We start from the raw sequence: 24,388 nt of genomic DNA, 5'->3' as shown, positions 1-24,388 counted from the left end.
CACACAAGGACCGCGACGTGACCGCGCAGCTTAATGCTCGGGGTGACGTCGCGGTCCTCGTTCCGGCCGCCGGCGCCGGGCTGCGGCTCGGTCCTGGTGGCCCCAAAGCCCTGCGGCTCCTCGCCGGCGAGCCGCTCCTGGTTCACGCGATCCGCCGGGTCGCCGCGGCCGCCTCGGTGCGACAGATCGTGGTCGCCGCCCCGGCCGCCGACGTCCCGGCGGTGCGGGCCCTGCTCGCTGACGTCGCGCCGGTCACGGTGGTGGCCGGCGGTGCCGAGCGGCAGGAGTCGGTGGCGATCGCGCTGGCCCAGGTGCCGCCCGAGATCGACATCGTGCTGGTGCACGACGCGGCCCGGTCGCTCACGCCGCCGGCACTGATCGAGTCGGTGGCCGCTGCCGTTCGCGGTGGGGCGCCGGCCGTGATCCCGGTCCTGCCGGTCGTCGACACCATCAAAGAGGTCGGCCCCGCGCCGGCGGTGGACGAACGCCCGAAAATGTCAGACCCCGGTGGTTCACTCGACCCCGCCCAGCGCTGGGGTGGGGGCGGGGGTGGTCTACCGGTCCCACACGAAATCGTTCGAGGCACAGTCGATCGAGCGGCACTGCGAAGCGTGCAGACCCCGCAGGGCTTCCGTCACAGCGTGCTGGCGGCGGCCCACGCCGCCGCGACCGACCCGCTCACCGACGACGCCGGCCTGGTCGAGAAGGCCGGGCTGCCGGTGACCTGCATCCCCGGCTCCGAGCTGGCGCTGAAGATCACGCGCCCCCTCGACCTGGTGCTGGCCGAGGCGCTGCTGCACCTAAAGTGACCCCGTGAGTGATCAGCGGGTCGGCATCGGCAACGACGTGCACGCCTTCGAACCGGGGCGTCCCTGCTGGGTCGCCGGGCTGCTGTGGCCGGGCGAGGACGGGCTGGCCGGGCACTCCGACGGTGACGTGGCCGCGCATGCCGCCTGTGATGCCCTCTTCGGGGCGGCCGGGCTCGGCGATCTGGGCAGCAACTTCGGCACGTCGCGGCCGGAGTGGGCCGGCGCGTCCGGGGTCGCGCTGCTGACCGGGACGGCGCGGCTGGTGCGGGCCGCGTCGTACGAGATCGTGAACGTGTCGGTCCAGGTGATCGGCAACCACCCGAAGATCGGCAAGCGCCGGGCCGAGGCCCAGGAGGCGCTCTCGGCGGCCGTGGGCGCCCCGGTCACCGTCTCCGGCACGACCACCGACGGGCTCGGCCTCACGGGGCGTGGAGAGGGCCTGGCCGCGACCGCGATCGCCTTGATCATCGGGCGGCCGGCGGACGGTTTGTCGTAATCGGCGGGAGCACGGGTCACTGCTGACTACCCGGGCCGCGGGGGCTCGCGTCGGCGGCCTACGCTCGACGCGTGGCCGCGCCCTTGGAGCCAGAGACGACGCCGGAGGAGTACCGGCAGCGTGCCCTGCTGCTCGCCGATCTGGGGCGTTATGACGAGGCGGCCGGCGAGATCGCGGCCGGGCTCGAGGCGGCTCCCAACGAGCCCAATCTGCTGGCCACTCTCGCCCGCATCCACCTGGTGGCCGAGCAGCCGGCCGAGGCGTTGCGCGCGGCCGACCGGGCCAACTCGGCCGCCCCGGCGATATTGCACACGCTCGTGGTGCGGGCGATGGCGCTCACCGACTCCCAGCGATATGGCGAGGCCGCTCAGATCGCCGTCGACATCCTGCGGAACTGGCCGGGCGACGCCTATGCCCAGCGCACCGGGGCGGCCCTGCTCAGCGAGGCGCACAACGGGCAGGAGGCGCTGAACGCGGCGTGGAACGGCGTACGCGTCGCGCCCGCCGAGGCCGAGGCCCACCTGGTGCTGGCCGTGGTGGCGGCCCGGTTGCGCCTGTTCGACCTGGCCCAGCGGGCGTACGCGGAGGCACTCGACCTCGACCCCGCGGTCGGCGAGGCCCAGCGCGACGTGGGGATCGTACGGTTGGAGAGGCGCCGCTGGGCGCAGGCGCTGGAGAGCCTGGCCGACCAGGCGTCGTTGCCGACCGAGCCCGAGCCGATCGAGGAAACGCCCTATCCGGAGCCGTTCCCCCGTCCCTATCAGGCGCCCGACCGGCCGCTGCCCGACGAGCCGGCCGGCCTGTCGTCGGCCAGTTGGAGTGAGCCGCCGCCGGTGAGCGTCCCGGCCGGGCCGGTGCTCGACCCGTCGGCCGAGACGGTCGCCACCGTGCGGCAGGCTGTGCTCTACGGCACCAACTGGACCCTGATCGCGGCCGTGATCGCCGGGGCGATGACCCTGGCCAGCGAGGGCATTTCGCGGGTCTGGGCGGCACTGATCGGTTTGCTGATTTTGGGTGGGGTCACGTTCTGGCTCAACCGCAAGCTGCCCGAGCCGTTGGCGGCGGCGCTGGCCCGGTTGCGCGCGCACCGGCGGGCGCTGGCCAGTGCGGCCTATCTGACCTTCGCCGCGCCGGTCCTGTTGCTGTTTTACACGCTGGTCGGCGGGGTCGTGCCGCTCGTTGTGGGCATGCTTCTGGCCGCCGCCGCCGAAATGATCGTGCTGACGGCCCGCAATCGCGAGGCGTGATTCCGGGCGCCGGCCGGCTTCGCTGCTCCAGGCTCCAGAAATTGTGCTACCCGCGCCGACTTCGCCGGATCGTCCAGGATGTGCATTGCCGCGGTCAGTCGGCCACCGCGTCCTGGGGCACCGGGGCGGCGCCCGGCTCGCGGGTGCGGATGGCCGCACGCAGGGACGGCTCGGCCGCCGTGGCGCCCAGCGCGTCCAGCGCCAGCAGGGCCGCGCCGGCTACGGGCGGCGCGTCGAGCACCGAGATCTCGACCCGGGGCGCGATGGCGTGGGCGCCCGCGTCGATCAGCTTTTCCAGCTGCGGGTGGCGGGCCCGGAGCACCCCGCCTCCGAGCACCAGCGCGTGCGGCTGGTCGAGCAGGCCGAGGCGGCCGGCCGCCACCCGGTGCTGGGCCAGCACCTCTTGGGCCTGCCGCTCGACCAGCGACGTCGCTACCTCGTCGCCCGCGGCCGCCACTTCGAACAGCACCGGCGCCAGTTCGGGGATGCGTTCCATCGGGATCTCGCCGAAGTGCAGCCCGATGCTCACCGCCTCCACAGTGGGCAGACCGAAATGTCCGGCCACCGCGGCCTGCAGGGCGGTCGGGGTGCCGCGGCCGTCCTCGCCCCGGGCGGCGTAGCGGAGGGCGTTCTCGGCCAGGTCGTGTCCGCCGCCCCAGTCGCCGGAGATCGGGCCGAGGGCCAGGAAGCGGGCGGTACGCCCGTCGGCCGCGACGCCCACACAGTTGGTGCCCGCGCCGCAGACGACCGTCACCGCGTCGGGCATCGACGTGCCGGCCCGGAGCAGAGCGAAGCAGTCGTTGTCCACGATGGACCGTCGGGCCCAGCCGGGCGCCGACACCGCGTCCTGCAGGCGCTGGACCTCGATCGGCAGGTCGGCGCCGGCCAGGTAGACCGAGAGCACCTCGATCGGGGTGCCGAACGGCAGCCCGGCGTCGGCGTGCACGGCCCGGATGAGGCCGTCGAGCACGGAGACGGTGCCCGGCAGGCCGACCTGGAACGGCGCCGACGTGCCGCCGCGTACGAAGCCGAGAACCTCACCGGACGAGGAGCCCAGCACCACGTCGGTCTTGGAGTTCCCGCCGTCGACCGCGAGGTACAGGCTCATTTGGCCCACGCGAGGTGCTCGCGCCCGGCCGCGATCAGCTTGTCGGCCAGGGCGTCGGCGTACTCGTGCTGGCCGATCAGGGGGTGGGCGAGCAGAGCGTGGTAAACCCGGTCACGACCACCGCGCAGGGCCGCGTCGATGGCCAGTTCCTCGTACCCGGAAACGTGGGCGACCAGACCGGCGAGATCGGGTGCCAGGGGATTGATCTGCAGCGGGACCGGGCCGTCGACGCCGGCCCGGGCCGAGATCTCGATGACCGCCTCGTCGGGGAGGAAGGGCAGGGTGCCGTTGTTGCGCACGTTGACCGAATGGACGCCGTCCGGGTCGAGCCCGTTGAGCGCGGCGATCAGGCCGACCGCGGCTTCGGAGTAGTAGGCACCGCCGCGTTCGCCGAGCAGGGCCGGCTTCTCGACCAGGGACACGTCGCGGTACATCTCCAGCAGCGTCGCCTCGATCTCGGCGACTCGCTGGCCCCGGGTCGGCTGGCCGACGGCCTCGCGGACGTGGCGGTCGTGGGCGTAGAAGTACGACAGATAGTAGGACGGGACGTTGCCGAGCGTTTTCAGGACGAGCGGATCGACATCGACCTCGGCCGCCAGTTCCGAACCGAAAGAAGCGAGCAGGGAGGGCAGGTGGTCGACGCCGTCGACGTAGACGCCGCGCTCCCAGGTCAGGTGGTTGAGGCCGACGTGGTCGAGGACGACTGCCGATGGGTCGACGCCGAGGTAGCCGGCGAACCGCCGCTGGAAGCCGATCGCCACGTTGCACAGGCCGACGGCCTTGTGGCCGGCGTCGAGCAGCGACCGGGTGACGATGCCGACCGGGTTGGTGAAGTCGACGATCCACGCGCCCGGCTTGGCCCGGTCTCTCACCCGAGCGGCGACGTCGAGAACGACCGGGACCGTACGCAGGGCCTTGGCCAGCCCACCGGCGCCGGTGGTCTCCTGGCCGATGCAGCCACACTCGAGCGGGAACGTCTCGTCGGTGATCCGGGCCTGCTGTCCGCCGACCCGCAGCTGGATGACCGCGACGTCGGCGTCGGTGACCCCGGCGTCGAGGTCGGTGGTCCAGGTGACCTTGCCGGGGTGACCGTACTGGTTGAAGATGCGGGCCGCGAACGCTCCCACGATCTCCAGCCGTTCGGCGGCCGGGTCGATCAACACGAGCTCGTCGACGTCGAGGCCGGAGTCGCGGAGCCGGGCGAACCCGTCCACGAGCTCGGGCGTGTAGGTCGATCCGCCACCGATGACCGCGATTTTCATGTTTTGCACCTATCAGAGATGGATCAATTGTCGCGGATCGTGCCGATGAGCGTCTCGCGCACCGCGGTGAGACCCGCGTCGAGGGCGCCGAGCAACACTGCGTCGTCGTCCAGGCCGGTGATGGCAATGGAGCCCTCGAGCGGGGCGGCGCGCCGGATCGCGGTGGCCACCGCGCCGCGCAGCGTCTCGCCGCCGGCCTGGGCGATCGGGCCGGCCAGCACGACCATCCAGGGGTCGAGCACGGCGATCACGGCGGCCAGGCCGATCCCGATGCGATCGGCCAACCGCGGCAGAAAATCGCCCGAGGGGACGGCCGCCGCGGCGGCGACCACTTCGGCCGGCGTACGCCCGGCCACGCCACATTCCCGGGCCAGGTCGAGGATGGCCGCGCCGCCGAACAGGTCCTGCAGGTCGAGCTTGCGCCCGGTGTCGTCGGGCGCATAGAGCGGCACATAGCCGATCTCGCCGGCGCCGCCCCGCGCACCCCGCATGAGCTGCCCGTTGATGTCGATCGCGAGACCGAGGCCCTCCTGGCCCAGCCAGAGCAGGGCGAACCCGTCGGTGTCGCGGCCGACGCCCCGGCGCCGCTCGGCGACCGCGGCCAGGTTGACGTCGTTGTCGACGCCGATGTGGGTGCCGAGCGCCTCGGCGATCTCGGCCACCAGCTCGGTCGCGCCGAAGCCGGGCACGTCGACGTGGCGGATGGTCTGGGTGCGGCTGTCGTACGACCCGGCGACGCCGATCTGCACGTGACGGATGAGCGAAGCCTCCACCCCGGCCTGCTCGCTCAGCTCGGCGACGACCTGGAGCATCGCGGTCTTGGGGTCGGTGACCAGGAAGTCGATCGGCGACTCGAGGCGGGCCCGGACGGCGCCGGTGAGGTCACAGAGCGCGGCCGCGACCGAGGGCGATCCGCTGGCGCCTATGTCGCGTACGGAAATGGCCGCCGAGTAGGCGGCATCGGGGTTGGCGGCGTAGATCTCCGCGTTGGGCCCCGGCCGGCCGCTGTTGTGCCCGACCACCGTGACCAGGCCGGCGTCGGTGAGCCGGCGCAGCACCTCGGAGATGGTCGGCGTCGAGAGCGCGGTCAGTTTGCGCAGGTCGGCCCGGGTCAGCATGCCCGGGTCGAGCAGGTGGGCCAGGGCCGCGCTCTCGTTCATGGCGCGGAGCAGCTTGGACGAGCCGGCGAGACGCGTCACAGAAGCTCCTCTGGTGATTGGCAAACTGCCTAACAGTTTGCTCGGACGTTAGGCAGGCCGCTCGTCTGTGTCAAGGCCTGCACCGATCCAGCCTAGATGGCGGTGATCGACGGGGATTGATAAACCTACTTAACTGTTCTAGCGTCTCAGCCCATCGCGCGCGCCTTTCCCCTATCCCCAGACAGGAGCGCCTTGATGCGCAAGAGAACCTTCGTCTATGCCGTCGGCGGGCTGGTCATCCCCGGAGCAGCCGTGATCTACGGTCTGCTCCCGGCCAGCGCGGCCGCCGGTGCCCCCATCACCGGGCTCGGCGGCAAGTGCGTGGACGTCGCCAACGCCTCGACCGCCAACGGTGCCGCCATCCAGCTGTACGACTGCAACGGCTCGGCCGCCCAGCAGTGGAGTTTGTCCGGCGGTGCACTGGTCAATGCCGGTTCGGGCAAGTGCCTGGACGTGACCAGCGCATCCGTCGCCAACGGGGCCAAGATTCAGCAGTACGACTGCAACGGCACCGCCGCCCAGAAGTGGACCCTCTCCGGCGGCGAGCTGATCAACTCGGGCTCGGGCAAGTGCCTCGACGTCACCGGCAAGAGCACGGCCAACGGCGCCCGGCTGCAGATCTGGACATGCACGGGCGCGAGCAACCAGATTTGGACCATGTCGGGAACCTCGACGCCACCCACGACCACGCCGACCAGCTCCGCCCCGAGCGGCAAGGACCTCACCGACCCGGCGAAGAAGGAGGTCGCCATGGAGCTCGTCTCGGCGGCCGAGAACTCGTCGCTGGACTGGAAAGCCCAGTACAAGTACATCGAGGACATCGGTGACGGCCGCGGCTACACGGCCGGCATCATCGGCTTCTGCTCCGGCACCGGCGACATGCTGGAACTGGTGCAGGCGTACACCAGGACCGAGCCGAACAACGTGCTGGCCAAATACCTGACGGCGCTGAAGGCGGTCAACAACTCGGACTCGCACGCGGGCCTCGACCCGAACTTCACCAAGGACTGGAAGACGGCCGCGGCCGACCCGGTGTTCCAGGCCGCGCAGGACAAAGAGCGCGACGACACCTACTTCACGCCGGCGGTCAACCAGGCCAAGGCGGACGGCCTGCGGGCGCTCGGCCAGTTCGCGTACTACGACGCCGCGGTCATGCACGGCTTCGAGGGCGAGCAGCAGATCCGGGCTCGGGCGATCAAGGACGCGAAGCCGCCGTCCCAGGGCGGCAACGAGACCGCGTACCTGCAGGCGTACCTGAACGAGCGGGTGATCGAGATGAAGAAGGAGGCCGCTCACGACGACACCTCGCGTGTCGACACCGAGCAGCGCGTCTTCCTCAACGCCGGCAACCTCGACCTGAACACGCCGCTCGACTTCAAGACCTACGGCGACCCGTACCACATCGGGTAAAAAGCGCGGGGGAGCCGGCCTGCCGGCTCCCCTTCGCTTTCAGCGGTTCCAGGTCCAGGCGTACGCGCTGTCCTCCACCTCGAACGCGGCCTCGCACAGGTCGAGCGGCCGGAACGTGTCGACCATGACGGCCAGCTCGTCGAATGCCTCGGCGCCGATCGCCCGCTCGACGGCACCCGGCTGGGGCCCGTGCGTGAACCCGGACGGGTGCAGCGAGATCGACCCCTGCTCGATGCCGGAGCCGCGGCGGGCCTCGTAGTTGCCGCCGGTGTAGAACATCATCTCGTCCGAGTCGACGTTGTGATGGTTGTACGGCACCGGGATCGCCAGCGGGTGGTAGTCGACCTTGCGCGGTACGAACGAGCAGACGACGAAGTTGGGCCCCTCGAACGTCTGGTGCACCGGCGGCGGCTGGTGCACGCGCCCGGTGATCGGCTCGAAGTCGTGGATCGAGAACGCCCACGGGTAGAGGCAGCCGTCCCAGCCCACCACGTCGAACGGGTGGTGCGCATAGACGTGCCGGGTCCAGCCGGCGCGGTGTTTCACGTAGACCTCGACGTCGGTTTCGTCGACGTCGATCACCGACGACGGCGCCCGGAGATCGCGCTCGCAATAGGGCGCGTGCTCGAGGAACTGGCCGCGCACCGAGAGGTAGCGCTTCGGGGGTCCGATGTGGCCGGTCGCCTCGATGGTCAGCAGGCGGACCGGGCCGTCGGGCACGATCCGGTGCACGACCGAGGTCGGGATGATCACGTAGTCGCCGGCGCCGACGGTCAGCGCGCCGAACGTCGTCTCGACGGTCGCGCTGCCCTCTTCGACGTAGAGGCATTCGTCGCCGATCGCGTCGCGGTAGAGCGGCGACGGCTGGTCGGCGACGACGTAGCCGATGCGTACGTCGTTGTTGGCGAGCAGCGGGTGGCGCCCGAGAACCGCGTCGGACGAGCCGTGGTCGAGCTTGTGCGTGCGCAGGTGCCGCGGCTTGAGCGGCAGGTTGGCCGACTGCTTGTGCGGGGCCGGCGTGTAGATGTCGGCCGAGACGATCGCGGTCGGCGCGTGCCGGTGATAGAGCAGCGAGGAGTCGGAGGAGAAGCCCTCCTGGCCCATCAGCTCCTCGGAATAGAGACCCCCGTCGGGACGCCGGAACTGGGTGTGCCGTTTGTGGGGCACCTCCCCGACGCTGCGGTAGTACGGCATCGTCGCCTCCCACCTAAGTAAAAAACTGACATACCGGACGTGGTTGTCCGTCATTCGAAGCGTCCATTAGGTTCAGGTTCGTGTCAACGCTGGTACCAACGCTGTTCGCCGGGCTGGTGGATGACGCATCCCTGCTCCCGCCCAGCTTCACCAGCCTCCCCGACGCCTACGCCAAACATGCCGAACACCGCACCGCCTGGTACGCCGGACTCCTCGGTCCGCTGCTGGTCCCGGCCTCGGCGATCGGCGCCGCGGCGCCCGCCCAGGACCTGCCGGTCGCCCTGCTCGGCGACCTCGCGGTCAGCGCGCTGCCGATCGCGGTCGAGAAGCTGCGGGCGGCTGGCGCGGTCGTCTTCCACCTCGAGGCAGCGGTCGCCCGCCGGGGGGAAGACCCGCAGCCCGGGCTCGCCGCGCTGCGCACGCTCGCCGGGCAGGACAAAGACCTTCAGGTGTACGCCGAGATCCCGCTCAGCTGGGGACTGCTGGCCGCCCTCGACGCGGTCGCCGAGGCGCGCGGTGACGGCCTGCGGATCGCCCCCAAGTTCCGGGTCGGCGGGCTGGCCGCCGAGCTGTTCCCGACCCCGGTCGAGCTGGCCGCCGTGATCTGCGCCTGCCGCGATCGCGAGCTGCCGTTCCGGCTGGCCGCGAGCATGCGCCACGCGATCCGGCACACCGACCCGGAGACCGGCTTCACCCATCACGGTTTCCTCAACGTGCTCGCCGGCGCGGTGCTGGCGAGCGACGGCGGCGAGGTGGCCGAGGTCGCCGAGGCCCTGGCCGCGACCCATCCGCTGCCGCTGGTCGAGCCGGCCCGCAGCCGACGGGACGGCTCGCGGCCGCTCTTCGTCGGCTTCGGCGCGGCCAACGTCGTGGAACCGCTGACCGAGCTGGTGCGGCTCGGCCTGATCAACGGTGGTTACGAGTGAGCCGGTACGGCATCGAAAACCTGCCCTACGGGGTGTTCAGCGGCGACGACGGGACCCGTCGGATCGGCGTACGGCTGGGGTCCGATGTTGTTGATCTTTCGCCGTTAGGCGGTCTTCTCGCGGCCGAGACCCTGAATCCGCTGCTCGCGGCCGGGCGTCCGGCGTGGACCGCCGCGCGGGCCGAAGCGACCGCCCACGTGACCGCCGGGGCCGCGCGGACGCCGCTCGAGGAGGTGCGGCTGCACCTGCCGTTCGAGGTCGCCGACTACACCGACTTCTATTCGTCGGAACAGCACGCGCTCAACGTCGGCCAGATCCTGCGGCCGCAGTCGCCCGGCCTCTCACCCAGCTGGCGGCGGCTGCCGATCGGCTATCACGGGCGCTCGGCCACTGTGATCGTCTCCGGCACCACGGTGGAACGGCCGTCCGGGCAGCTGGCCGACGGCGTCTTCGGCCCCTCGCAGCGGCTCGACATCGAGGCCGAGGTGGGTTTCGTGGTCGGCGTGCCCGGCCGCCACATCCGCACGACCGACTTCGCCGACCACGTGTTCGGCGTGGTGCTGCTCAACGACTGGTCGGCACGCGACATCCAGGCATTCGAATACCGGCCGCTCGGCCCGTTCCTCGGCAAGTCGTTCGCCACCTCGATCTCGCCCTGGGTGGTGCCGCTGGCCGCGCTCGCCCCGGCGGCCCCGGCGCCTCAAGATCCGCCGCCGCACGACTACCTGATGCCGCCCGGCCCCGGCTTCGACCTGCGGCTGACCGTCGACTGGAACGACACCCGCGTGTCGTCGCCGCCGTTCGCCGGGATGTACTGGACCGCGGCCCAGCAGCTGGCCCACCTGACCAGCAACGGCGCGTCGGTGCGGACCGGCGACCTCTACGCCTCGGGCACGGTCTCCGGCTCGTCCCGCGACCAGGTCGGATCGTTCCTGGAGCTGACCCGCAACGGCACCGAACCGGTCAAGCTGGCCGACGGCACCACCCGCGGCTTCCTGCTCGACGGCGACCGGGTCACGATCGCCGGCACCACGATCGGCGCGGCCGGCGTCGAAATCGGCCTGGGTTCGGTCACCGGGACCATCCGGCCGGCGGCCTCGTAGCGATAGGGTCACGCTATGTCGACGGTAGCGGTGGCCCGGACGATCGACGCCCCGGTCGAAGCGGTCTGGCGCGTGGTCACCGACGTGCCCGGGCGGGCCGGCTGGCTCACCGCGGTTCGGCGGGCCGAACTGCGCACACCGGGGCCCTTCCGGGCCGGCACGGTCTGGGCCGAGACGCGCACGGCCGCCGGCGGTGACGCGGTCACCGAGGAGTTCCGGGTCATCGAGGCGGTCGAACCGGAACGGTTCGTCGTCACCTCGCCCGGCACCGGCGCCGACTACCGCATGACCTACACGTTCCAGCGTCGCCGGGGCGGCACGCTGGTCACGGTCACCCAGGACGGCACGCCGACGGCACCGGCCGGACGCTTCCTGACCTGGATCTTCGGCGCGCTGGCCGCCGAGACGGCCTCCTCGGCCCTCCGCCGCGACCTGGACGATCTGGCCGACGCGGCCTGAATTACCCTGCTCCGAATGGGCCGGATGTGGGTGCGATCGCTGCTGGTGGTCGTGCTGACCGCGGCGGCGGCGCTGATCGGCTGGCGGGTGCTGGGCCCGGCCGAGGTCCTTGCCCCGGTCAGCGGCCCCCTCACAACCCCCTCCGCGCACACACCCGGCGTGACCGGAAAGACCGCGATGGCGCCGCTGATCGTCGACGGGCTGGTGCGCGTCTACGCCGCCGAGCGCGAGGTGCGGGCCGACGCGCCGGCCGACGGGAAGACGACGTACACCGCGGTCTGGTCCTACCGGCGCTGGCCGCAACAGGTCTCCGGGGTGGCGGCGACCGGCCACACGGTGGTCACCCGCTGGTCGGACGGCGACCTCGTCGCGATCGACGCCCGCACCGGCAAGATCGCCTGGCGGACCTCCGGCCCGCCGGCGCCCGCCTTCGACGGCCACAAAACCGGCGCCTCGACCGTCTGGGCGCCGGCCGGGCTCCGGGTCACCCCCTCATCGGTGCTGGTCACGGCCGGATCCAGCCTGATCGCGTACGCGGCGGCCACCGGCACCCGCCTCTGGACGGCGCCGGCGTGCGCCCAGGGTTTCGTCACGGCCGGAGGGGCGTACGTCTGCCCGGCCAGCGCCCTCGACACCGCGACCGGCCGCCCGGTCGCGTCGTGGCCGCCGGGCACGTTCGCCCCGGTCGCCTGCGGGCCGGCCCTCTCGGCCTGCCCCGGCATGCGCGACTCGACGGGCCGGTCGTGGACGACGACCGCCCTGATGCCGGCGCGGGAGCCGGCCTTCGTTCCCCCGCCGGGCGACCAGGTGCTGGGCTTTTGGCGCGACCGCGCGATCGTCCTGACGGCGAGCCGCCACCTGCGGGAGATCGATCCCCGGAGCGGCGGCGCGACGGTCGACTTCCCGCTGGCCGTGGGCACCGAGAAACTGACCTGGAAGCCCGGCCTGTCCGCCGTCGCCGACGGCTACGTGGCGATCGAGCGCCTGACCGCCGACGGCCCCGCCGACGCCGACGCCCCCGACCACTACTTCACCCCGGAGACGGTCCTCATCGCCGCGCTGTGACGGCTGCTCAGGCTTGAGCCGACCGGCAGCCGGGCCATGACGTGGCGCGAGATCGTCGAGGCTCGGTACCTGCGGGGCTACCGGCCTACCGAACGAGTTCCCCGAGCGTGCGTTGTACAAGACCCAGCGGCTCACGACGTGGTCTGGAAGCCTGAGCAAGATCGGCCGCTAGCTCGGTAATCTCGCCTGCATGGGACAACCTGAGGTCGTGCTGGGCGGGATCGTGATGGGGGAGTCGGTTCGCTGGCATGACGGCGAACTCTGGTTCTCCGACTGGGGTGCCGGGGAGGTCGTTCGGGTCGTCGACGGGAAGGCTCAGGTGCAGGGCCGGGTCGAAGGGCTGCCGTTCTGTCTGGAGTGGACGCCCGGCGGTGAGTTGCTGGTTGTCGAGGGGCGGCAGGCGGTTGTCACCCGCGGCGGGGAGCGGTGGGCCGACCTGAGTGGGGTCGACGGGGTGCATCCGTGGAACGACGTCGCGGCCGACTCGCGGGGCAACCTCTTCGTCAACAACATCGGCTACGACTTTCCGGGCGGGGAGGAGCAGCCGGGGATCATCGCCGTGGTGGGAACCGACGGGGTGGTCCGGCCGGTGGCGGACGGGCTGCGGTTTCCGAACGGGATGGCGGTCACCGGGGACGACTCGACGCTGATCGTGGCGGAGTCGCATGCGGGCCGGCTTACCGCGTACGACATCGGGGCGGATGGCTCGCTGAGCCGGCGGCGGGTCTGGGCGGCGGTCGAAGGTTCGGCGCCCGACGGCATCTGCCTCGATCCGAGTGGTGCCCTCTGGTATGCCGACGTGCCCAACCGCCAGTGCGTGCTGGTGCGGGAGGGCGGCGAAGTGGTGCGGAAAGTCGGCTTCGCCGACGGGGCGTTCGACTGTGCGCTCGCCGACGACGGGACGCTCTACGCGGTCACCGCCGACTACACCGACCGGCAGATGTTCGCCAAGCGGACCGGGAAGCTGTACGCGGTCAGCCCAGCGTGACCAGCAGGGCCGACCAGGCCTCCTCGGCCGCGCCGGCGATCGGGCCGTCGTCGCCCAGGGCGGCCGGGACGATCGGTGGCGGGTCGTCGCGGCGGTAGGCCATCAGGCCGGCCAGATAGGCGTCGCGCAGGTCGTCGGGGGCCGACCTGAGCAGGTCGACGCCGAGGCCACCGAGCGTGACGAGGTCGGCATCGACGCCGTTGACCAGGCCCGCGATGCCGCGGCCGAGGTTGCGGGCGATCGCGGAGACGGCCGGGCGCTCCTCGGCGGTCGGCGACGTGATCGCGCGGCGGGCGAAGGTGACCTGGTCGCGCGGGGTCGGACGGCCCAGGAGCCGGGCCAGGGCGGAGCCGTCGACCGCCGTACCCCAGCAGCCGTGGGCGCCGCACGGGCAGGCGACCGCCGGGTCGCCGAACGGCATGTGCCCGAACTCGCCGGCCGCGCCGGTGGCACCGACCAGCACCTGACCGTGGTCGACGACGGCGCCGCCGAGGCCGGCCTCGATGCGCAGGTGCAGGGCGACCGCGGCGCCGGTGGCGGCGCCCCGGCGGGACTCGGCCGAGGCGGCCAGCGTGGCGTCGTTGCCGGCCACGAAGAGTCCGGGCCACAGCGTGCGCAGGTCGACGTCGCGCCACTTGAGGTTGGCCGCGTCGAGGCGCAGGCCGGGAGAGACCGTGCCCGGGGCGGAGAGGCCGAGCGCGCGCGGGCGGCCCGCGTACCGGTCCCGGAAGTCGCCGATCGCGGCGGTGAGCGGCGCGGCGACCTCGGCCCACGCGGCGCCGTCGTGTTCCTCGCCCGCGGTGGCCAGGACGTTGCCGCCCAGCTCGACCACCTGGACCCGCCACACCTCCTGGGTGATCTCGGCGGCCAGCACGAGCGGCCCGTCGGGGTGCGGAACCAGCATGGTCGTCGGGCGGCCCCGCCCGCCGCTGCGCGCCGCCGGCGCCTCGGCCAGGAGCTCCGCCTCGGTCAACCGTGCGACGATCTCCGTCGCCGCACCGGTGCCGACCCCGAGCATCCGGGCCGCATCGGCCCTGGTCACCCCGGGATGGGCGTGGGCGACGCGGAGCAGTTCGGTTGAGCGCGTCGTCACAGCTCCCTCGTTCCCTTCTTTTTGCTCTGGAGCAGAGCTTATTCTGCGGGCATGCACCTGAACCGGCCGGCCCTGACGGTGCTCGGCGTCTCCGCCTTCTTCTTCGTCACCGCCGAGACACTCCCGGTCGGTCTGCTGCCGCAGATCGCCCATGGTCTCAAAGTCGACGAGGCCTCGGTCGGGTTGCTGCTCACCAGCTATGCCGTCGTGGCCGGGCTCAGCACGATCCCGCTCACCGCGCTGACCATGCGCGTCCCCCGGCATCTGCTGATCGCGGTCACCGTGGCGATCTTCGCGGTCTCGCAGGGCCTCGCCACGTTCGCGCCGACCTTCCTCACCCTGGTGCTGGCCCGGCTGGTCTGCGCGCTCGTCCACGGCGTCTTCTGGTCGGTGCTCGCGCCGGTCGCCGCGCGGCTGGCGCCGCCCGGCCAGTCCGGCAAGGCGACGGCGCTGGTCTTCATCGGCAACTCGCTGGCCATCGTGCTCGGCGTTCCTCTGGGTACGGCGTTGGGCCAGTGGCTGGGCTGGCGCGTCGCGGTCGGGGCGATGGCGGTGGGCGGGGTCCTGAGCGTGCTCGCCCTGCTGCGCGTGTTGCCGGCGCTGGCTCCTCTGCCCCACGACCTGGCGGCGCGGCCCGGGGAATCGTTGCGTTCGGCCGTGCGGGTCTTCGGCAACCGCAAGGTCGCGCTGCTCTGTGGCATCACCACCGTGATGGTGGTCGGACACTTCGCGGCTTACACATATCTGGCGCCGCTCGCTTTGCGGGACGGCGGGCTGCAAGGCATTTCGCTGAGCGCCCTGCTGCTCGGGTTCGGGGCGGCCGGGCTGGTCAGCAACTTCCTGATCGGACGGCACATCGACCGGCGGCCGGGGGTGCTCCTGAGCGGAGTGCTGGCGACGATGGTGGTGGCGGTCGCCCTGCTGGCGCCCCGGCTCGGCGCGGTGCCGACGTGGATCTGCACATTGCTGTGGGGTGGCGCGTTCACCGCCATCCCGGCGTGCCTGCAGGCGACGGTGTTGCGGGTCGCGCCGCGGGCCCGGGACGCGGCGTCGGCGCTGTACGTCGTGGCCTTCCAGGTCGGGATCGGCAGTGGGGCGTTCGCGGGGGAGCGCTTCGTGCGGGCGGGGTGGCTGGGCTGGCTGCCGGTCTTGACCGCTTCGCTGGCTCTGGTGGCGTGCGTGGCCGTCGTGTTCGCCCGGCAGGTCTTCCCGGCCCGCCTCACCGCGGAAGATCATCATCGCGCGGAGGCTGAGCTGGCCGGCATGTCGGCCTAGGCCTCGGCCGTCGTATCAGGCGGGCTGCTCCAGGGCGGCCTCGGCGGCGGCCAGGAACTGGTCGTTCTCGGCCGGGGTGCCGATCGTGACCCGCACGCCGTCCGGGTGGAAGGCGCGGACGATGACGCCGCGGTTCTCACACGCCGTGCCGAAGGCGGCCGCGCCGTCGCCCAGGGGGAGCCAGACGAAGTTGGCCTGCGAGTCGGGGACGTCGACGCCCAGCTTGCGCAGGGACTCCGTGACCCGGTCGCGTTCGGCCACGACCAGGGCACAGCGGCGCTTCACCTCGTCTTCCTGCCGCAGGGCGGCCAGGGCGGCGGCCTGGGCGACCAGACTGGTCGAGAACGGGGTGAGGACCTTGCGGATCGCGGCCGCCACCTCGGGCTGCGCCACCAGGTAACCCATGCGCAGCCCGGCCAGGCCCCACGCCTTGCTCATCGTGCGCAGGACGACCACGTTGGGGCGGTGGGCGTACGTGCGCATGGCGTCCGGCACGTCGGGGTCGGTGACCATCTCGCGGTAGGCCTCGTCGAGGACGACCAGGACGTCCGACGGGACGCGGGACAGGAAGCGGTCGATCTCGGCCTTGCGGAGGCCGGTGCCGGTCGGGTTGTTCGGGTTGCAGACGATCACCAGGCGGGTCCGCTCGGTGATCGCGTCGGCCATCCGGGCCAGGTCGTGGCCGTGGTCGGCGGTGTTGGGGATGCGGACGCTGGTCGCGCCGACACCGGCCGCCACGATCGGGTAGGCCTCGAAGGAGCGCCAGGCGTAGACGATCTCGTCGCCGGGGAGGCAGGTGGCCTTGACCAGGGTTTCGGCCAGGGCGACCGAGCCGCAGCCGGTGACGATGCGGTCGGCGGCGACGCCCAGGCGGTCGGCCAGCGCGTCGCGCAGTTCGACCACGCCCATGTCGGGGTAGCGGTGCGAGCCCAGCATGACCTCGGTGACCGCCTCGACGACGCCCGGGAGCGGGCCGTACGGGACCTCGTTGCTCGCCAGCTTGATCGCCTCGGCGATGCCCAGTTCGCGGGTCAGGTCGGCGAGGCTGCGGCCGGGCACGTAGCTGGGCAGGCCGTCCAGGTCGGCGCGAGTCAAGCGGGTCATGATCGTCCCTCCGATGAGGAAGAAGTGGAGCCGGCACCGGTCGTGACGTCGACCGGGGGTGCGCCGCCGGGCGGCAGTTCGATGACGACCGTGCCGGCGACCTTGTCGTGGAAGGCCTGCCGCAGCAGCGGGTCGAACGTCGGCGACAGCGAGTCGATGAGTTGGGCGAGCAGGCCCAGGCCGAAACAACTCCAGGCCGGCGTCCAGATGCCCAGGCGCAGCCAGCGCCTCCACGCGCGGTGGAAGCCGAGCGGCGCGGTGCTCTCGACCGCCACGACCTTGATGCGCATGATGCGTTTGCCCAGGGTCTGGCCGCGGCTGGCGATCGCGGGCGCCTCGTAGGCCAGCCAGAGCAGGGTCGCCACGGCCAGCATGATCAAGGTGAGCTCGTTCATACGGGGGGTGGCGGGCTCGGTGTTGAGGCTGCTGCCCCCGTTGGCCATCTGGTTGACCGTGTCGTGCCAGATCGGGCGGAACTCCTGGAACCACTGGTATGCGAAGTAGCCGTTCACGACCACGTTGAGCAGCAGCACGGCGAAGATGTCGATCAGCCGGGCGACGAGGCGGCGGCCGAGGCCGGCCAGCGCGTAGCCGTGCGGGCGCGCCTGCACCGCGAACGGGAAGGCGGCCATCCGCATGCCGGGCGGGGGCTGCCAGCCGGGCGGCGGGGTCCAGCCGGGCGGGGGTGCCCAGCCCGGAGGGGGCATCTGGCCGTAAGCGGGAGGTGCCCAGCCGGGCGGGGGAACTTGACCGGGAGGCGTGCCCCATCCAGTCGGCGGCTGACCAGGCGGGACCTGACCGGGTGGGGTCTGAGCGGAAGGCGTGCCCCAGCCAGCCGGGGGCTGGCCCGGGGGCGTGCCCCAACCGGCTGGGGGCTGGGCCGGGGGCGTGCCCCAACCGGCCGGGGGCTGGGCCGGGGGCGTGCCCCAACCGGCTGGGGGCTGGGCCGGGGGCGTGCCCCAACCGGCCGGCGGCGGACCGGGCGGCGTGCCCCAGCCGGGCGGATTGCCCGGAGGGAGCTGCTGGCCCGGCCAGCCCGGCTTCACCGGCTCGCCGGAGATCGACGCGGCGGCCTCCGAAGGTGGCGGCTCCTCCTCGACCGGGGGAGGCCCGTCGGGCGGGACCGCGTCGGCGGGGATGGCTTTCCCCAGCCAGCCTTCACCGTCCCAGTAGCGCTGGGTCGTGGTGTCGGCCGGGTCCTTGTACCAACCGGCGGGCAGCGAACTCATGCGGAAACCTTAACGACCACGGTCGGGGCGGCCTTGCCCTGCGGGGCTCGCCGCGGAATCCGGCCGCCGGGAAACACCACCTGGGCCGCGAACCGGACGAACGCCGCGGTCGGAAGAAGGTTGCACCCAGGTGGTGGCATCACGTGCTCAGTGTTACAGGTTGCCGCGAAGCTCCTGCTCCCGCTCGATGGCCTCGAAGAGTGCCTTGAAGTTGCCCTTGCCGAAGCCGAGCGACCCGTGCCGCTCGATCAGCTCGAAGAACACGGTCGGCCGGTCCTGCACCGGCTTGGTGAAGATCTGCAGGAGGTAGCCGTCCTCGTCCCGGTCGACCAGGATCGCGCGCCTCTTGAGCTCCTCGATCGGCACCCGGACCTGCCCGATGCGGGCCCGGAGCGACGGGTCGTCGTAGTAGGAGTCGGGTGTGTCGAGGAACTCGACGCCGGCCGCGCGCATGGCGTCCACGCTGCGGAGGATGTCGTTGGTGGCGATCGCGATGTGCTGCGCGCCGGGGCCGCCGTAGAACTCCAGGTATTCGTCGATCTGCGACTTGCGCTTGGACACCGCCGGCTCGTTCAGCGGGAACTTGACCTTGCGGTGGCCGTCCGCGACGACCTTGGACATCAGGGCCGAGTAGTCGGTGGCGATGTCGTCGCCGATGAACTCGGCCATGTTGGTGAAGCCCATGACCCGGCCGTAGAACTCGACCCACTCGTCCATCTTGCCGAGCTCGACGTTGCCGACCACGTGGTCGACCGCCTGGAAATAGCGTTTCGAAGGCGGGGCCACGATCGGGTCGCGGGTCACGAAGCCGGGCAGGAACGGCCCGTCGTAGCGGGACCGGTCGACCAGCGAGTGGATCGTGTCGCCGTACGTGGCGATGGCCGCGATGCGCACCGTGCCGTGCGAATCGGTCAGATCGTGCGGCTCGGTCACCCCGCGGGCGCCGGTGGAGACCGCGTGCTTGAACGCCGCGTCGACGTCCGGGACCTCGATGGCGATGTCGTAGATGCCGTCGCTGTGCGCGGTCACGTGATCAGCGCCGAAGGCCCCGGCGTGCACGGCCCCGGTGATCAGGAAGCGGGCGGAGCCGCTGACCAGCACATATTCGGCCTGGTCGCGATAGCCCTGTTCGGGACCGCGGTAAGCCACGCAGGTCATGCCGAACGCGGTCGAGTAGTAGTGGGCCGCCTGTTTCGCGTTGCCCACCAGGAACTGCAGGTAGTCGACGCCCTTGACCGGGAAGACGTCGACGGTCTCGGTGGCGCTTTCCATCTTCGCCGGGTTTTCGTCTTGCAGTGCGGCGAAGCCGCCTCGGAGGCTCTGCGTCATGGACTGAGGCTCGTCGTCGATCCTGCGCTGGGCAACAGTTGGCTGAAAAGATGGTCAGCCTGCGCAATTCGTCCGGTAGAACGGGAGAATGACTGAGCAATCTGTCCAGCTCGACGACCTCGATGCACGGCTCCTGCAACTGCTGAGAACGGAACCGAGGATCGGCGTACTGGAATTGTCGCGGCGTCTCGCCGTGGCGCGCGGGACCGTTCAGGCCCGGCTCGACAAGCTGATCGCGCGGGGCGCGATCCTGGGCTTCGGCCCCGAGGTCTCCCCGGCCGTGATCGGCTTCGGGGTGATGAGCTTCGTGACGCTGGAGATCAGCCAGCGCTACGGGCACGTCAAGGTCGCCCGGCACCTCGCCGACATCCCGGAGGTGCTCGAGGCGCACACGATCACCGGCAGCGGCGACCTGTTGTGCCGCATCGTGGCCCGCTCGAACGCCGACCTCCAGCGGGTGATCGATCAGATCGTGGGCTACGGGGGCATCGTCCGGGCGTCGACGATCATCGCCCTGGCCGAGCTGATTCCGTACCGCACGCTGCCACTGGTCAAAGCGGCATCCCAGACATAAGCGATCGACACGGGCATATGAAGATCCTTCGCTCGGCCCGGCGACCTGGCTACCTTGCTCCACATGGCCCAGGGCAGGTGGAAGTCCTACTTGCTCGCCGTCGTGATCATTCTGATCGTGCTGGCCACCACCCACACCTGGAATCCCTGGCCCAAGCTGTGGAACTGGTTCAACACCAGCAGCCCGATCGCCGCCGGAGCGTCGCAGTGGCAACAGCGGATCGGCGGCAGCCCGCAGAAGGTGCAGATCGCCGACGACGCCGTGATCGTCTCGTACCGGACCTCGGTCGAGGCCTACGGCCTCGGCGCCGGGGTGCAGCTCTGGAAATCCGACGCCGACTGGGCCTCCGTGGCCGGCCAGGGCAGCGAGGCCGTGGTCGTCACCGGCCGCCTGCTGACCAAGGGCTACCAGGTGCTCGACCCGCGCAGCGGCGCCGTCAAACGGGCCGACACCTCGGCCACCGCGGTCTGGACCTACCAGGACGCGATCCTCGACCTGGCCTGCGCCAAAGGCAGCGACTGCACGCTCACCGCGTGGTCGCCCAACGGCACCCAGCCGCGATGGCAGGTGAGCACCGGCGGAATCGGCTTCGTGCTCGACGCCGCCAACCCCGACCTGCCCGACACCAGGCAGCTCACCGGCAAGAGCATCGACGACGACGTGGCCGGGCGGGGCGAGATGCCCGGACTGATCGGCCTGCCCGACGACGGCAAGGTCCGGGTGATCAACACCGCGACGGGCAAGGTCTCCGAAACGGTCACCCCGGGTGCCGGGCAGAAGGTGGTGGTGGTCGGCGGGCGGGTGCTCACGGTCACGGGTACGGCCGGGGACGGCACCTGCTACTACGGCGTCGTCGCCATCGACCCACCGGGCGGGCAGACGATCTGGAAACGCGACGGTCTCAACCTGAGGACCGCCGGGAACGGGTCGGGATGCAAGCAGGACCGCGATCCGGCCGGCGGGCAGGACGTGGTGCTCGGGGTCGACCCGGTCGGCCGGGAGGAGCTGATCGCGGCCCACGACGGCCGGGTCCTCTGGCACGGTGACAAGGGCGAGAACGTGCTCTCGGTCAACGACGCGTACGCCCTGATCCGCAGCGCCGACCACGGGAGCGTGCGCGCGATGTCCTTCTCGACCGGGGGAACGGCCTGGCGGCGGGCCGTCGGAGCGAACGTCTCGGCGGCCGTCACCCCGTACGCGTCGATCGTCGTCACCGCCAAGCCGAGCCGGGTGGTGGCGCTCGATCCGCGCAGCGGATCGGTGCTGGTCGATATCAAGACCGACGCCAAGGTCTTCACCGTCGGCACCGCCGGTCTGATCGTCGTTTCCGGGCGCGACATGGCGTACCTACCGTTCCGTTAACCGAACTGGTATCCGGCCAACGCGGGAGTGGTTCGCAGTTCGCCTGGCGGCTGGCCTAGGCTTTCCGCTCATGAGCAGAGGCGCCGCATTCTCGTACTCGCCGCTGTTGCCGCTCGGCGACGACCTGACCGAGTACCGTCTGGTCACGGACGAGGGCGTGGACGTGGTCAGCGGGCCCGGCGGACGGCAGTTCCTGACCGTCGACCCGGCCGCGATCACCCAGCTCACCGCCGAGGCGATGCACGACATCGCGCACTACCTGCGGCCGGCCCACCTGACCCAGCTGCGATCGATCATCGACGACCCGAGGGCCTCGGCGAACGACCGGTTCGTCGCCCTCGACCTGCTGCGCAACGCGAACATCGCGGCCGGCGGGGTGCTCCCGATGTGCCAGGACACCGGCACCGCGATCGTGATGGGCAAGCGCGGCCGGCACGTGCTGACCGACGGCACCGACGAAGAAGCCATCGCGCAGGGCGTCTACCAGGCCTACACCCGGCTCAACCTGCGCTACTCGCAGCTCGCGCCGCTCACCATGTGGGACGAGCGCAACACCGGCTCCAACCTGCCGGCCCAGATCGAGCTCTACGCCGAAGACCCGGGCGGCCAACCCGATGCCTACAAGTTCCTCTACATGGCCAAGGGCGGCGGCTCGGCCAACAAGTCGTACCTCTATCAGGAGACCAAGGCGCTGCTCAACCCGGCGCGCATGATGGAATTCCTGGACGAGAAGCTCCGCCTGATCGGCACCTCGGCCTGCCCGCCCTACCACCTGGCCGTGGTCATCGGCGGCACCAGCGGCGAATACGCGCTGAAGACGGCCAAGCTGGCCAGCGCCAAATACCTCGACAACCTGCCCCGCCACGGCACCATGTCGGCGCACGGCTTCCGCGACGTCGAGCTGGAGGCGGCGGTCCTCGAACTGACCCGCGACTTCGGCATCGGCGCCCAGTTCGGCGGGCGTTACTTCTGCCACGACGTCCGCGTGATCCGCCTGCCCCGGCACGGCGCCTCGTGCCCGGTCGCGATCGCGGTCTCCTGCTCGGCCGACCGGCAGGCCCTCGCCAAGATCACGCCGTCCGGCGTCTGGCTCGAACGGCTCGAAACCGACCCGGCCCGCTTCCTGCCCGACGTCGAACTCGACGAGGGCCCGGTGGTCAAGGTCGACCTCAACCGTCCGATGGCCGAGATCCGGGCCGAGCTCTCGCAATACCCGGTCAAGACCCGGCTGTCGCTGACCGGCCCACTGGTGGTGGCCCGCGACATCGCCCACGCCAAGATCGCCGAGCGGCTGGCCGCGGGCGAACCGATGCCGCAATACCTGAAGGACCACGCGGTCTACTACGCCGGCCCGGCGAAAACCCCGGAGGGCTACGCGTCCGGCTCGTTCGGCCCGACCACGGCCGGGCGGATGGACTCGTACGTCGAGAAGTTCCAGGCCGCGGGCGGCTCGCTGGTCATGCTGGCCAAGGGCAACCGCTCGGCCCAGGTGACCCAGGCCTGCAACGCGTACGGCGGGTTCTACCTCGGCTCGATCGGCGGCCCGGCGGCCCGGCTGGCCCAGGACTGCATCCGGCACGTCGAGGTCCTCGAATACCCCGAGCTGGGCATGGAAGCGGTCTGGAAAATCGAGGTCGAGGACTTCCCGGCGTTCATCGTCGTCGACGACAAGGGCAACGACTTCTTCGCCGAGGTCACCCGCCCGAAGAGCGTCCTGCGGATCGGCGCCCGCCCCTGACTCGGTGAATCGCCTCACGCACGGTGGTTGAATTTCAGCGGCGTAATTTCAAGTTACGCCCAGCAAACTTGGAATCCGGGCTCGGCTATGCCATCCAGGCTTGAAAAGTCGGGTCCGATTTTCAAGTTTTCCGTGGTTTACTTTAAATCATGGATGACGCTACGTTCCGATCGTCACCTGTGGGATCACTTGTCCGGATCACCGGATGGGATCCCCGGTTCCACGAGAGTTACGACTGCTCGGCCTTCATACCTGATCCGCTGCCGACCAGGCTTGACCTCGGGCAGGAGACGTACCTGGCGGTGACCGACGCGGCGGTGGCGGTCGCCCGTCTCGACCAGGCTGCTTTCCGGCTTCCCAACCCCGGGCTGCTCGCACGGCCTGCGATCCGGCAGGAAGCCGTCAGCACGTCGGCGCTCGAAGGCACCTATGCGGCGCTCGATGACGTACTCGAGGCTGACTTTCTCCACCGCGACCAGCTCACTGCGTCGGTAGCGGAAGTCCACAACTACGTCGAGGCCGCGGAGCTCGCGTTCGAGTGGATCAAGGACAAGCCTGTCACGGTCGGGATGCTCGAGCAGCTGCAGAAGATGGTTGTTCGGGGCACCCGCGGAGATTCGCACGACGCCGGTCGGATCCGGACAACCCAGGTGTTCATCGGCGGGGGCGGTGGTCGGGTGAACGACGCACGGTTTGTGCCGTCGCCGCCGGGCGATCAGTTGCGTGCCGGCATCGACGACTGGGCCTCATGGCTCATGGCCGAAGACTCGATCCAATTGGTGATCAAGATGGCCCTCGGTCACTACCAGTTCGAGACGCTGCACCCCTTCAACGACGGCAACGGCCGCCTCGGCCGCCTCGTGTGCGTTCTGCAGCTGGCCCATCGAGGCGAACTGCGCGTGCCGGTGCTGAATCTTTCGCCCTGGCTCGAAGCCAGAAGGCGCCAGTATCAGGACCACCTGCTCGCCGTCAGTGCTACCGGCGACTTCGAACCTTGGATCCGTTTCTTCTCGGAGGCGGTGCGCGCGCAGGCGGTACGCGGCGTGGAGAAGATCGACGCGTTGCACGACTGGCGAGATGAGGCGCTGGCCCAGTTGCTCGAAGCCGACGTCCGCGGTGTGGCCGTGCGGATCGTCGAGGACCTGTTCGGGTATCCATTGATCACGGCCACGCCTACCGCCGAAAGATATGGGGTCTCCTATCAGGCTGCGAACACGGCGATCAGACGTCTCGTGAAGCTCGGCATCCTGGAGGAACGTACCGGCCGCAAGTACGGGCGCGTATTTGCGGCACGAAGGGTCTTGAACATCATCAACGCCGCCTGAGTCCGGTCCCGGCTGAGACATCCGGTCCGGTCGATTGGCCGGCGGTCGAGGCCGCCCCGCGAAGGCCCGGTTCGAACAGGCTCGCCCGCGATC

22 protein-coding genes are annotated in these 24,388 nt (G+C 71.0%); 14 read left to right on the top strand and 8 right to left on the bottom strand.

The window, feature by feature from the left end:
• Positions 1–17: 17 nt before the first annotated feature.
• From AB0M88_RS04190 to AB0M88_RS04180, 3 genes are all read left to right on the top strand, one after another.
• Entirely contained in the window at positions 18–809 is a 792-nt protein-coding gene (locus tag AB0M88_RS04190; protein WP_364095099.1) for a 2-C-methyl-D-erythritol 4-phosphate cytidylyltransferase, read from the top strand.
• Between the two features lie 4 nt (positions 810–813).
• Complete coding sequence (ispF, locus tag AB0M88_RS04185) at positions 814–1,305, top strand: 2-C-methyl-D-erythritol 2,4-cyclodiphosphate synthase (protein ID WP_364095097.1); 492 nt, start codon at positions 814–816, stop codon at positions 1,303–1,305.
• A gap of 71 nt (positions 1,306–1,376) precedes the next feature.
• Positions 1,377–2,552 (top strand): hypothetical protein, encoded by a 1,176-nt coding sequence (locus tag AB0M88_RS04180; protein ID WP_364095094.1) that lies wholly within the window; start codon positions 1,377–1,379, stop codon positions 2,550–2,552.
• Between the two features lie 94 nt (positions 2,553–2,646).
• Here AB0M88_RS04180 and AB0M88_RS04175 read toward each other — a convergent pair whose 3' ends face one another.
• Genes AB0M88_RS04175 through AB0M88_RS04165 form a run of 3 tightly spaced genes read right to left on the bottom strand, consistent with a single transcriptional unit; the run spans position 2,647 to position 6,121 of the window.
• On the bottom strand, positions 2,647–3,660 hold the full coding sequence (locus AB0M88_RS04175; RefSeq protein ID WP_364095091.1) for a BadF/BadG/BcrA/BcrD ATPase family protein: 1,014 nt from the start codon (positions 3,658–3,660) through the stop codon (positions 2,647–2,649).
• Positions 3,657–4,922 (bottom strand): 6-phospho-beta-glucosidase, encoded by a 1,266-nt coding sequence (locus tag AB0M88_RS04170; RefSeq protein WP_364095089.1) that lies wholly within the window; start codon positions 4,920–4,922, stop codon positions 3,657–3,659. The genes AB0M88_RS04175 and AB0M88_RS04170 overlap by 4 nt, the downstream gene beginning before the upstream one ends.
• A gap of 23 nt (positions 4,923–4,945) precedes the next feature.
• Complete coding sequence (locus AB0M88_RS04165; RefSeq protein WP_364095087.1) at positions 4,946–6,121, bottom strand: ROK family transcriptional regulator; 1,176 nt, start codon at positions 6,119–6,121, stop codon at positions 4,946–4,948.
• 195 nt (positions 6,122–6,316) lie between these two features.
• On the opposite strand from AB0M88_RS04165, the gene AB0M88_RS04160 reads away from it, so the two are divergent.
• On the top strand, positions 6,317–7,531 hold the full coding sequence (locus AB0M88_RS04160) for a chitosanase (protein WP_364095084.1): 1,215 nt from the start codon (positions 6,317–6,319) through the stop codon (positions 7,529–7,531).
• A 39-nt stretch (positions 7,532–7,570) separates the two neighbouring features.
• Here the strand turns inward: AB0M88_RS04160 and AB0M88_RS04155 are convergent, their stop codons facing one another.
• Positions 7,571–8,725: a homogentisate 1,2-dioxygenase gene (locus AB0M88_RS04155; RefSeq protein WP_364095307.1), complete on the bottom strand. Its 1,155-nt coding sequence runs from the start codon at positions 8,723–8,725 to the stop codon at positions 7,571–7,573.
• 80 nt (positions 8,726–8,805) lie between these two features.
• On the opposite strand from AB0M88_RS04155, the gene AB0M88_RS04150 reads away from it, so the two are divergent.
• From AB0M88_RS04150 to AB0M88_RS04130, 5 genes are all read left to right on the top strand, one after another.
• On the top strand, positions 8,806–9,651 hold the full coding sequence (locus AB0M88_RS04150; RefSeq protein ID WP_364095081.1) for a hypothetical protein: 846 nt from the start codon (positions 8,806–8,808) through the stop codon (positions 9,649–9,651).
• Entirely contained in the window at positions 9,648–10,754 is a 1,107-nt protein-coding gene (locus AB0M88_RS04145; protein ID WP_364095078.1) for a fumarylacetoacetate hydrolase family protein, read from the top strand. Before AB0M88_RS04150 ends, AB0M88_RS04145 begins: the two co-directional genes overlap by 4 nt.
• A 15-nt stretch (positions 10,755–10,769) precedes the next feature.
• A complete protein-coding gene (locus AB0M88_RS04140) occupies positions 10,770–11,213 on the top strand; it encodes an SRPBCC family protein (RefSeq protein ID WP_364095076.1) in 444 nt (147 codons plus the stop codon).
• A 15-nt stretch (positions 11,214–11,228) separates the two neighbouring features.
• Complete coding sequence (locus AB0M88_RS04135; RefSeq protein ID WP_364095073.1) at positions 11,229–12,278, top strand: PQQ-binding-like beta-propeller repeat protein; 1,050 nt, start codon at positions 11,229–11,231, stop codon at positions 12,276–12,278.
• A 190-nt stretch (positions 12,279–12,468) separates the two neighbouring features.
• Entirely contained in the window at positions 12,469–13,266 is a 798-nt protein-coding gene (locus AB0M88_RS04130) for an SMP-30/gluconolactonase/LRE family protein (protein ID WP_364095071.1), read from the top strand.
• On the opposite strand, the gene AB0M88_RS04125 is transcribed toward AB0M88_RS04130, so the two are convergent.
• Positions 13,253–14,359 carry an ROK family protein gene (locus tag AB0M88_RS04125; protein WP_364095068.1) on the bottom strand — a complete coding sequence of 369 codons (1,107 nt, stop codon included), beginning with the start codon at positions 14,357–14,359 and terminating at the stop codon, positions 13,253–13,255. The two genes, AB0M88_RS04130 and AB0M88_RS04125, sit on opposite strands and share 14 nt — an antisense overlap.
• A 51-nt stretch (positions 14,360–14,410) precedes the next feature.
• Between AB0M88_RS04125 and AB0M88_RS04120 the strand changes: the two genes are divergently transcribed.
• Positions 14,411–15,634 carry an MFS transporter gene (locus AB0M88_RS04120; RefSeq protein ID WP_364095065.1) on the top strand — a complete coding sequence of 408 codons (1,224 nt, stop codon included), beginning with the start codon at positions 14,411–14,413 and terminating at the stop codon, positions 15,632–15,634.
• Positions 15,635–15,649: 15 nt separating this feature from the next.
• On the opposite strand, the gene hisC is transcribed toward AB0M88_RS04120, so the two are convergent.
• The 3 genes from hisC to hppD all read right to left on the bottom strand — a co-directional run bounded on the left by hisC (position 15,650) and on the right by hppD (position 19,239).
• Complete coding sequence (gene hisC, locus AB0M88_RS04115) at positions 15,650–16,738, bottom strand: histidinol-phosphate transaminase (protein ID WP_364095063.1); 1,089 nt, start codon at positions 16,736–16,738, stop codon at positions 15,650–15,652.
• Positions 16,735–17,967 (bottom strand): RDD family protein, encoded by a 1,233-nt coding sequence (locus AB0M88_RS04110; RefSeq protein WP_364095060.1) that lies wholly within the window; start codon positions 17,965–17,967, stop codon positions 16,735–16,737. The genes hisC and AB0M88_RS04110 overlap by 4 nt, the downstream gene beginning before the upstream one ends.
• Positions 17,968–18,120: 153 nt before the next feature.
• Positions 18,121–19,239 carry a 4-hydroxyphenylpyruvate dioxygenase gene (hppD, locus tag AB0M88_RS04105; protein WP_364095304.1) on the bottom strand — a complete coding sequence of 373 codons (1,119 nt, stop codon included), beginning with the start codon at positions 19,237–19,239 and terminating at the stop codon, positions 18,121–18,123.
• A 145-nt stretch (positions 19,240–19,384) separates the two neighbouring features.
• Between hppD and AB0M88_RS04100 the strand changes: the two genes are divergently transcribed.
• From AB0M88_RS04100 to AB0M88_RS04085, 4 genes are all read left to right on the top strand, one after another.
• A complete protein-coding gene (locus AB0M88_RS04100; protein WP_364095058.1) occupies positions 19,385–19,870 on the top strand; it encodes an Lrp/AsnC family transcriptional regulator in 486 nt (161 codons plus the stop codon).
• A gap of 63 nt (positions 19,871–19,933) precedes the next feature.
• A complete protein-coding gene (locus AB0M88_RS04095; RefSeq protein WP_364095055.1) occupies positions 19,934–21,232 on the top strand; it encodes a PQQ-binding-like beta-propeller repeat protein in 1,299 nt (432 codons plus the stop codon).
• 70 nt (positions 21,233–21,302) lie between these two features.
• Complete coding sequence (locus AB0M88_RS04090; protein WP_364095053.1) at positions 21,303–22,970, top strand: fumarate hydratase; 1,668 nt, start codon at positions 21,303–21,305, stop codon at positions 22,968–22,970.
• 149 nt (positions 22,971–23,119) lie between these two features.
• On the top strand, positions 23,120–24,295 hold the full coding sequence (locus tag AB0M88_RS04085; RefSeq protein ID WP_364095050.1) for a Fic/DOC family N-terminal domain-containing protein: 1,176 nt from the start codon (positions 23,120–23,122) through the stop codon (positions 24,293–24,295).
• Positions 24,296–24,388 lie beyond the last annotated feature (93 nt).

This window comes from Actinoplanes sp. NPDC051411 (assembly GCF_040682075.1).
Lineage (GTDB): Bacteria > Actinomycetota > Actinomycetes > Mycobacteriales > Micromonosporaceae > Actinoplanes.
The sequence above is the reverse complement of the archived record's forward strand: the minus strand, read 5'-3'. Positions and strand labels throughout refer to the sequence as shown.

Excerpts from the sequence above, each read along its gene's own strand:
- AB0M88_RS04175 (WP_364095091.1), bottom strand. The coding sequence starts at position 3,660 with ATGAGCCTGTACCTCGCGGTCGACGGCGGGAACTCCAAGACCGACGTG.
- AB0M88_RS04170 (WP_364095089.1), bottom strand. The coding sequence starts at position 4,922 with ATGAAAATCGCGGTCATCGGTGGCGGATCGACCTACACGCCCGAGCTC.
- AB0M88_RS04160 (WP_364095084.1), top strand. The coding sequence starts at position 6,317 with ATGCGCAAGAGAACCTTCGTCTATGCCGTCGGCGGGCTGGTCATCCCC.
- AB0M88_RS04155 (WP_364095307.1), bottom strand. The coding sequence starts at position 8,725 with ATGCCGTACTACCGCAGCGTCGGGGAGGTGCCCCACAAACGGCACACC.
- AB0M88_RS04140 (WP_364095076.1), top strand. The coding sequence starts at position 10,770 with ATGTCGACGGTAGCGGTGGCCCGGACGATCGACGCCCCGGTCGAAGCG.
- AB0M88_RS04135 (WP_364095073.1), top strand. The coding sequence starts at position 11,229 with ATGGGCCGGATGTGGGTGCGATCGCTGCTGGTGGTCGTGCTGACCGCG.
- AB0M88_RS04130 (WP_364095071.1), top strand. The coding sequence starts at position 12,469 with ATGGGACAACCTGAGGTCGTGCTGGGCGGGATCGTGATGGGGGAGTCG.
- AB0M88_RS04120 (WP_364095065.1), top strand. The coding sequence starts at position 14,411 with ATGCACCTGAACCGGCCGGCCCTGACGGTGCTCGGCGTCTCCGCCTTC.
- hisC (WP_364095063.1), bottom strand. The coding sequence starts at position 16,738 with ATGACCCGCTTGACTCGCGCCGACCTGGACGGCCTGCCCAGCTACGTG.
- AB0M88_RS04110 (WP_364095060.1), bottom strand. The coding sequence starts at position 17,967 with ATGAGTTCGCTGCCCGCCGGTTGGTACAAGGACCCGGCCGACACCACG.
- hppD (WP_364095304.1), bottom strand. The coding sequence starts at position 19,239 with ATGGAAAGCGCCACCGAGACCGTCGACGTCTTCCCGGTCAAGGGCGTC.
- AB0M88_RS04100 (WP_364095058.1), top strand. The coding sequence starts at position 19,385 with ATGACTGAGCAATCTGTCCAGCTCGACGACCTCGATGCACGGCTCCTG.
- AB0M88_RS04095 (WP_364095055.1), top strand. The coding sequence starts at position 19,934 with ATGGCCCAGGGCAGGTGGAAGTCCTACTTGCTCGCCGTCGTGATCATT.
- AB0M88_RS04090 (WP_364095053.1), top strand. The coding sequence starts at position 21,303 with ATGAGCAGAGGCGCCGCATTCTCGTACTCGCCGCTGTTGCCGCTCGGC.
- AB0M88_RS04085 (WP_364095050.1), top strand. The coding sequence starts at position 23,120 with ATGGATGACGCTACGTTCCGATCGTCACCTGTGGGATCACTTGTCCGG.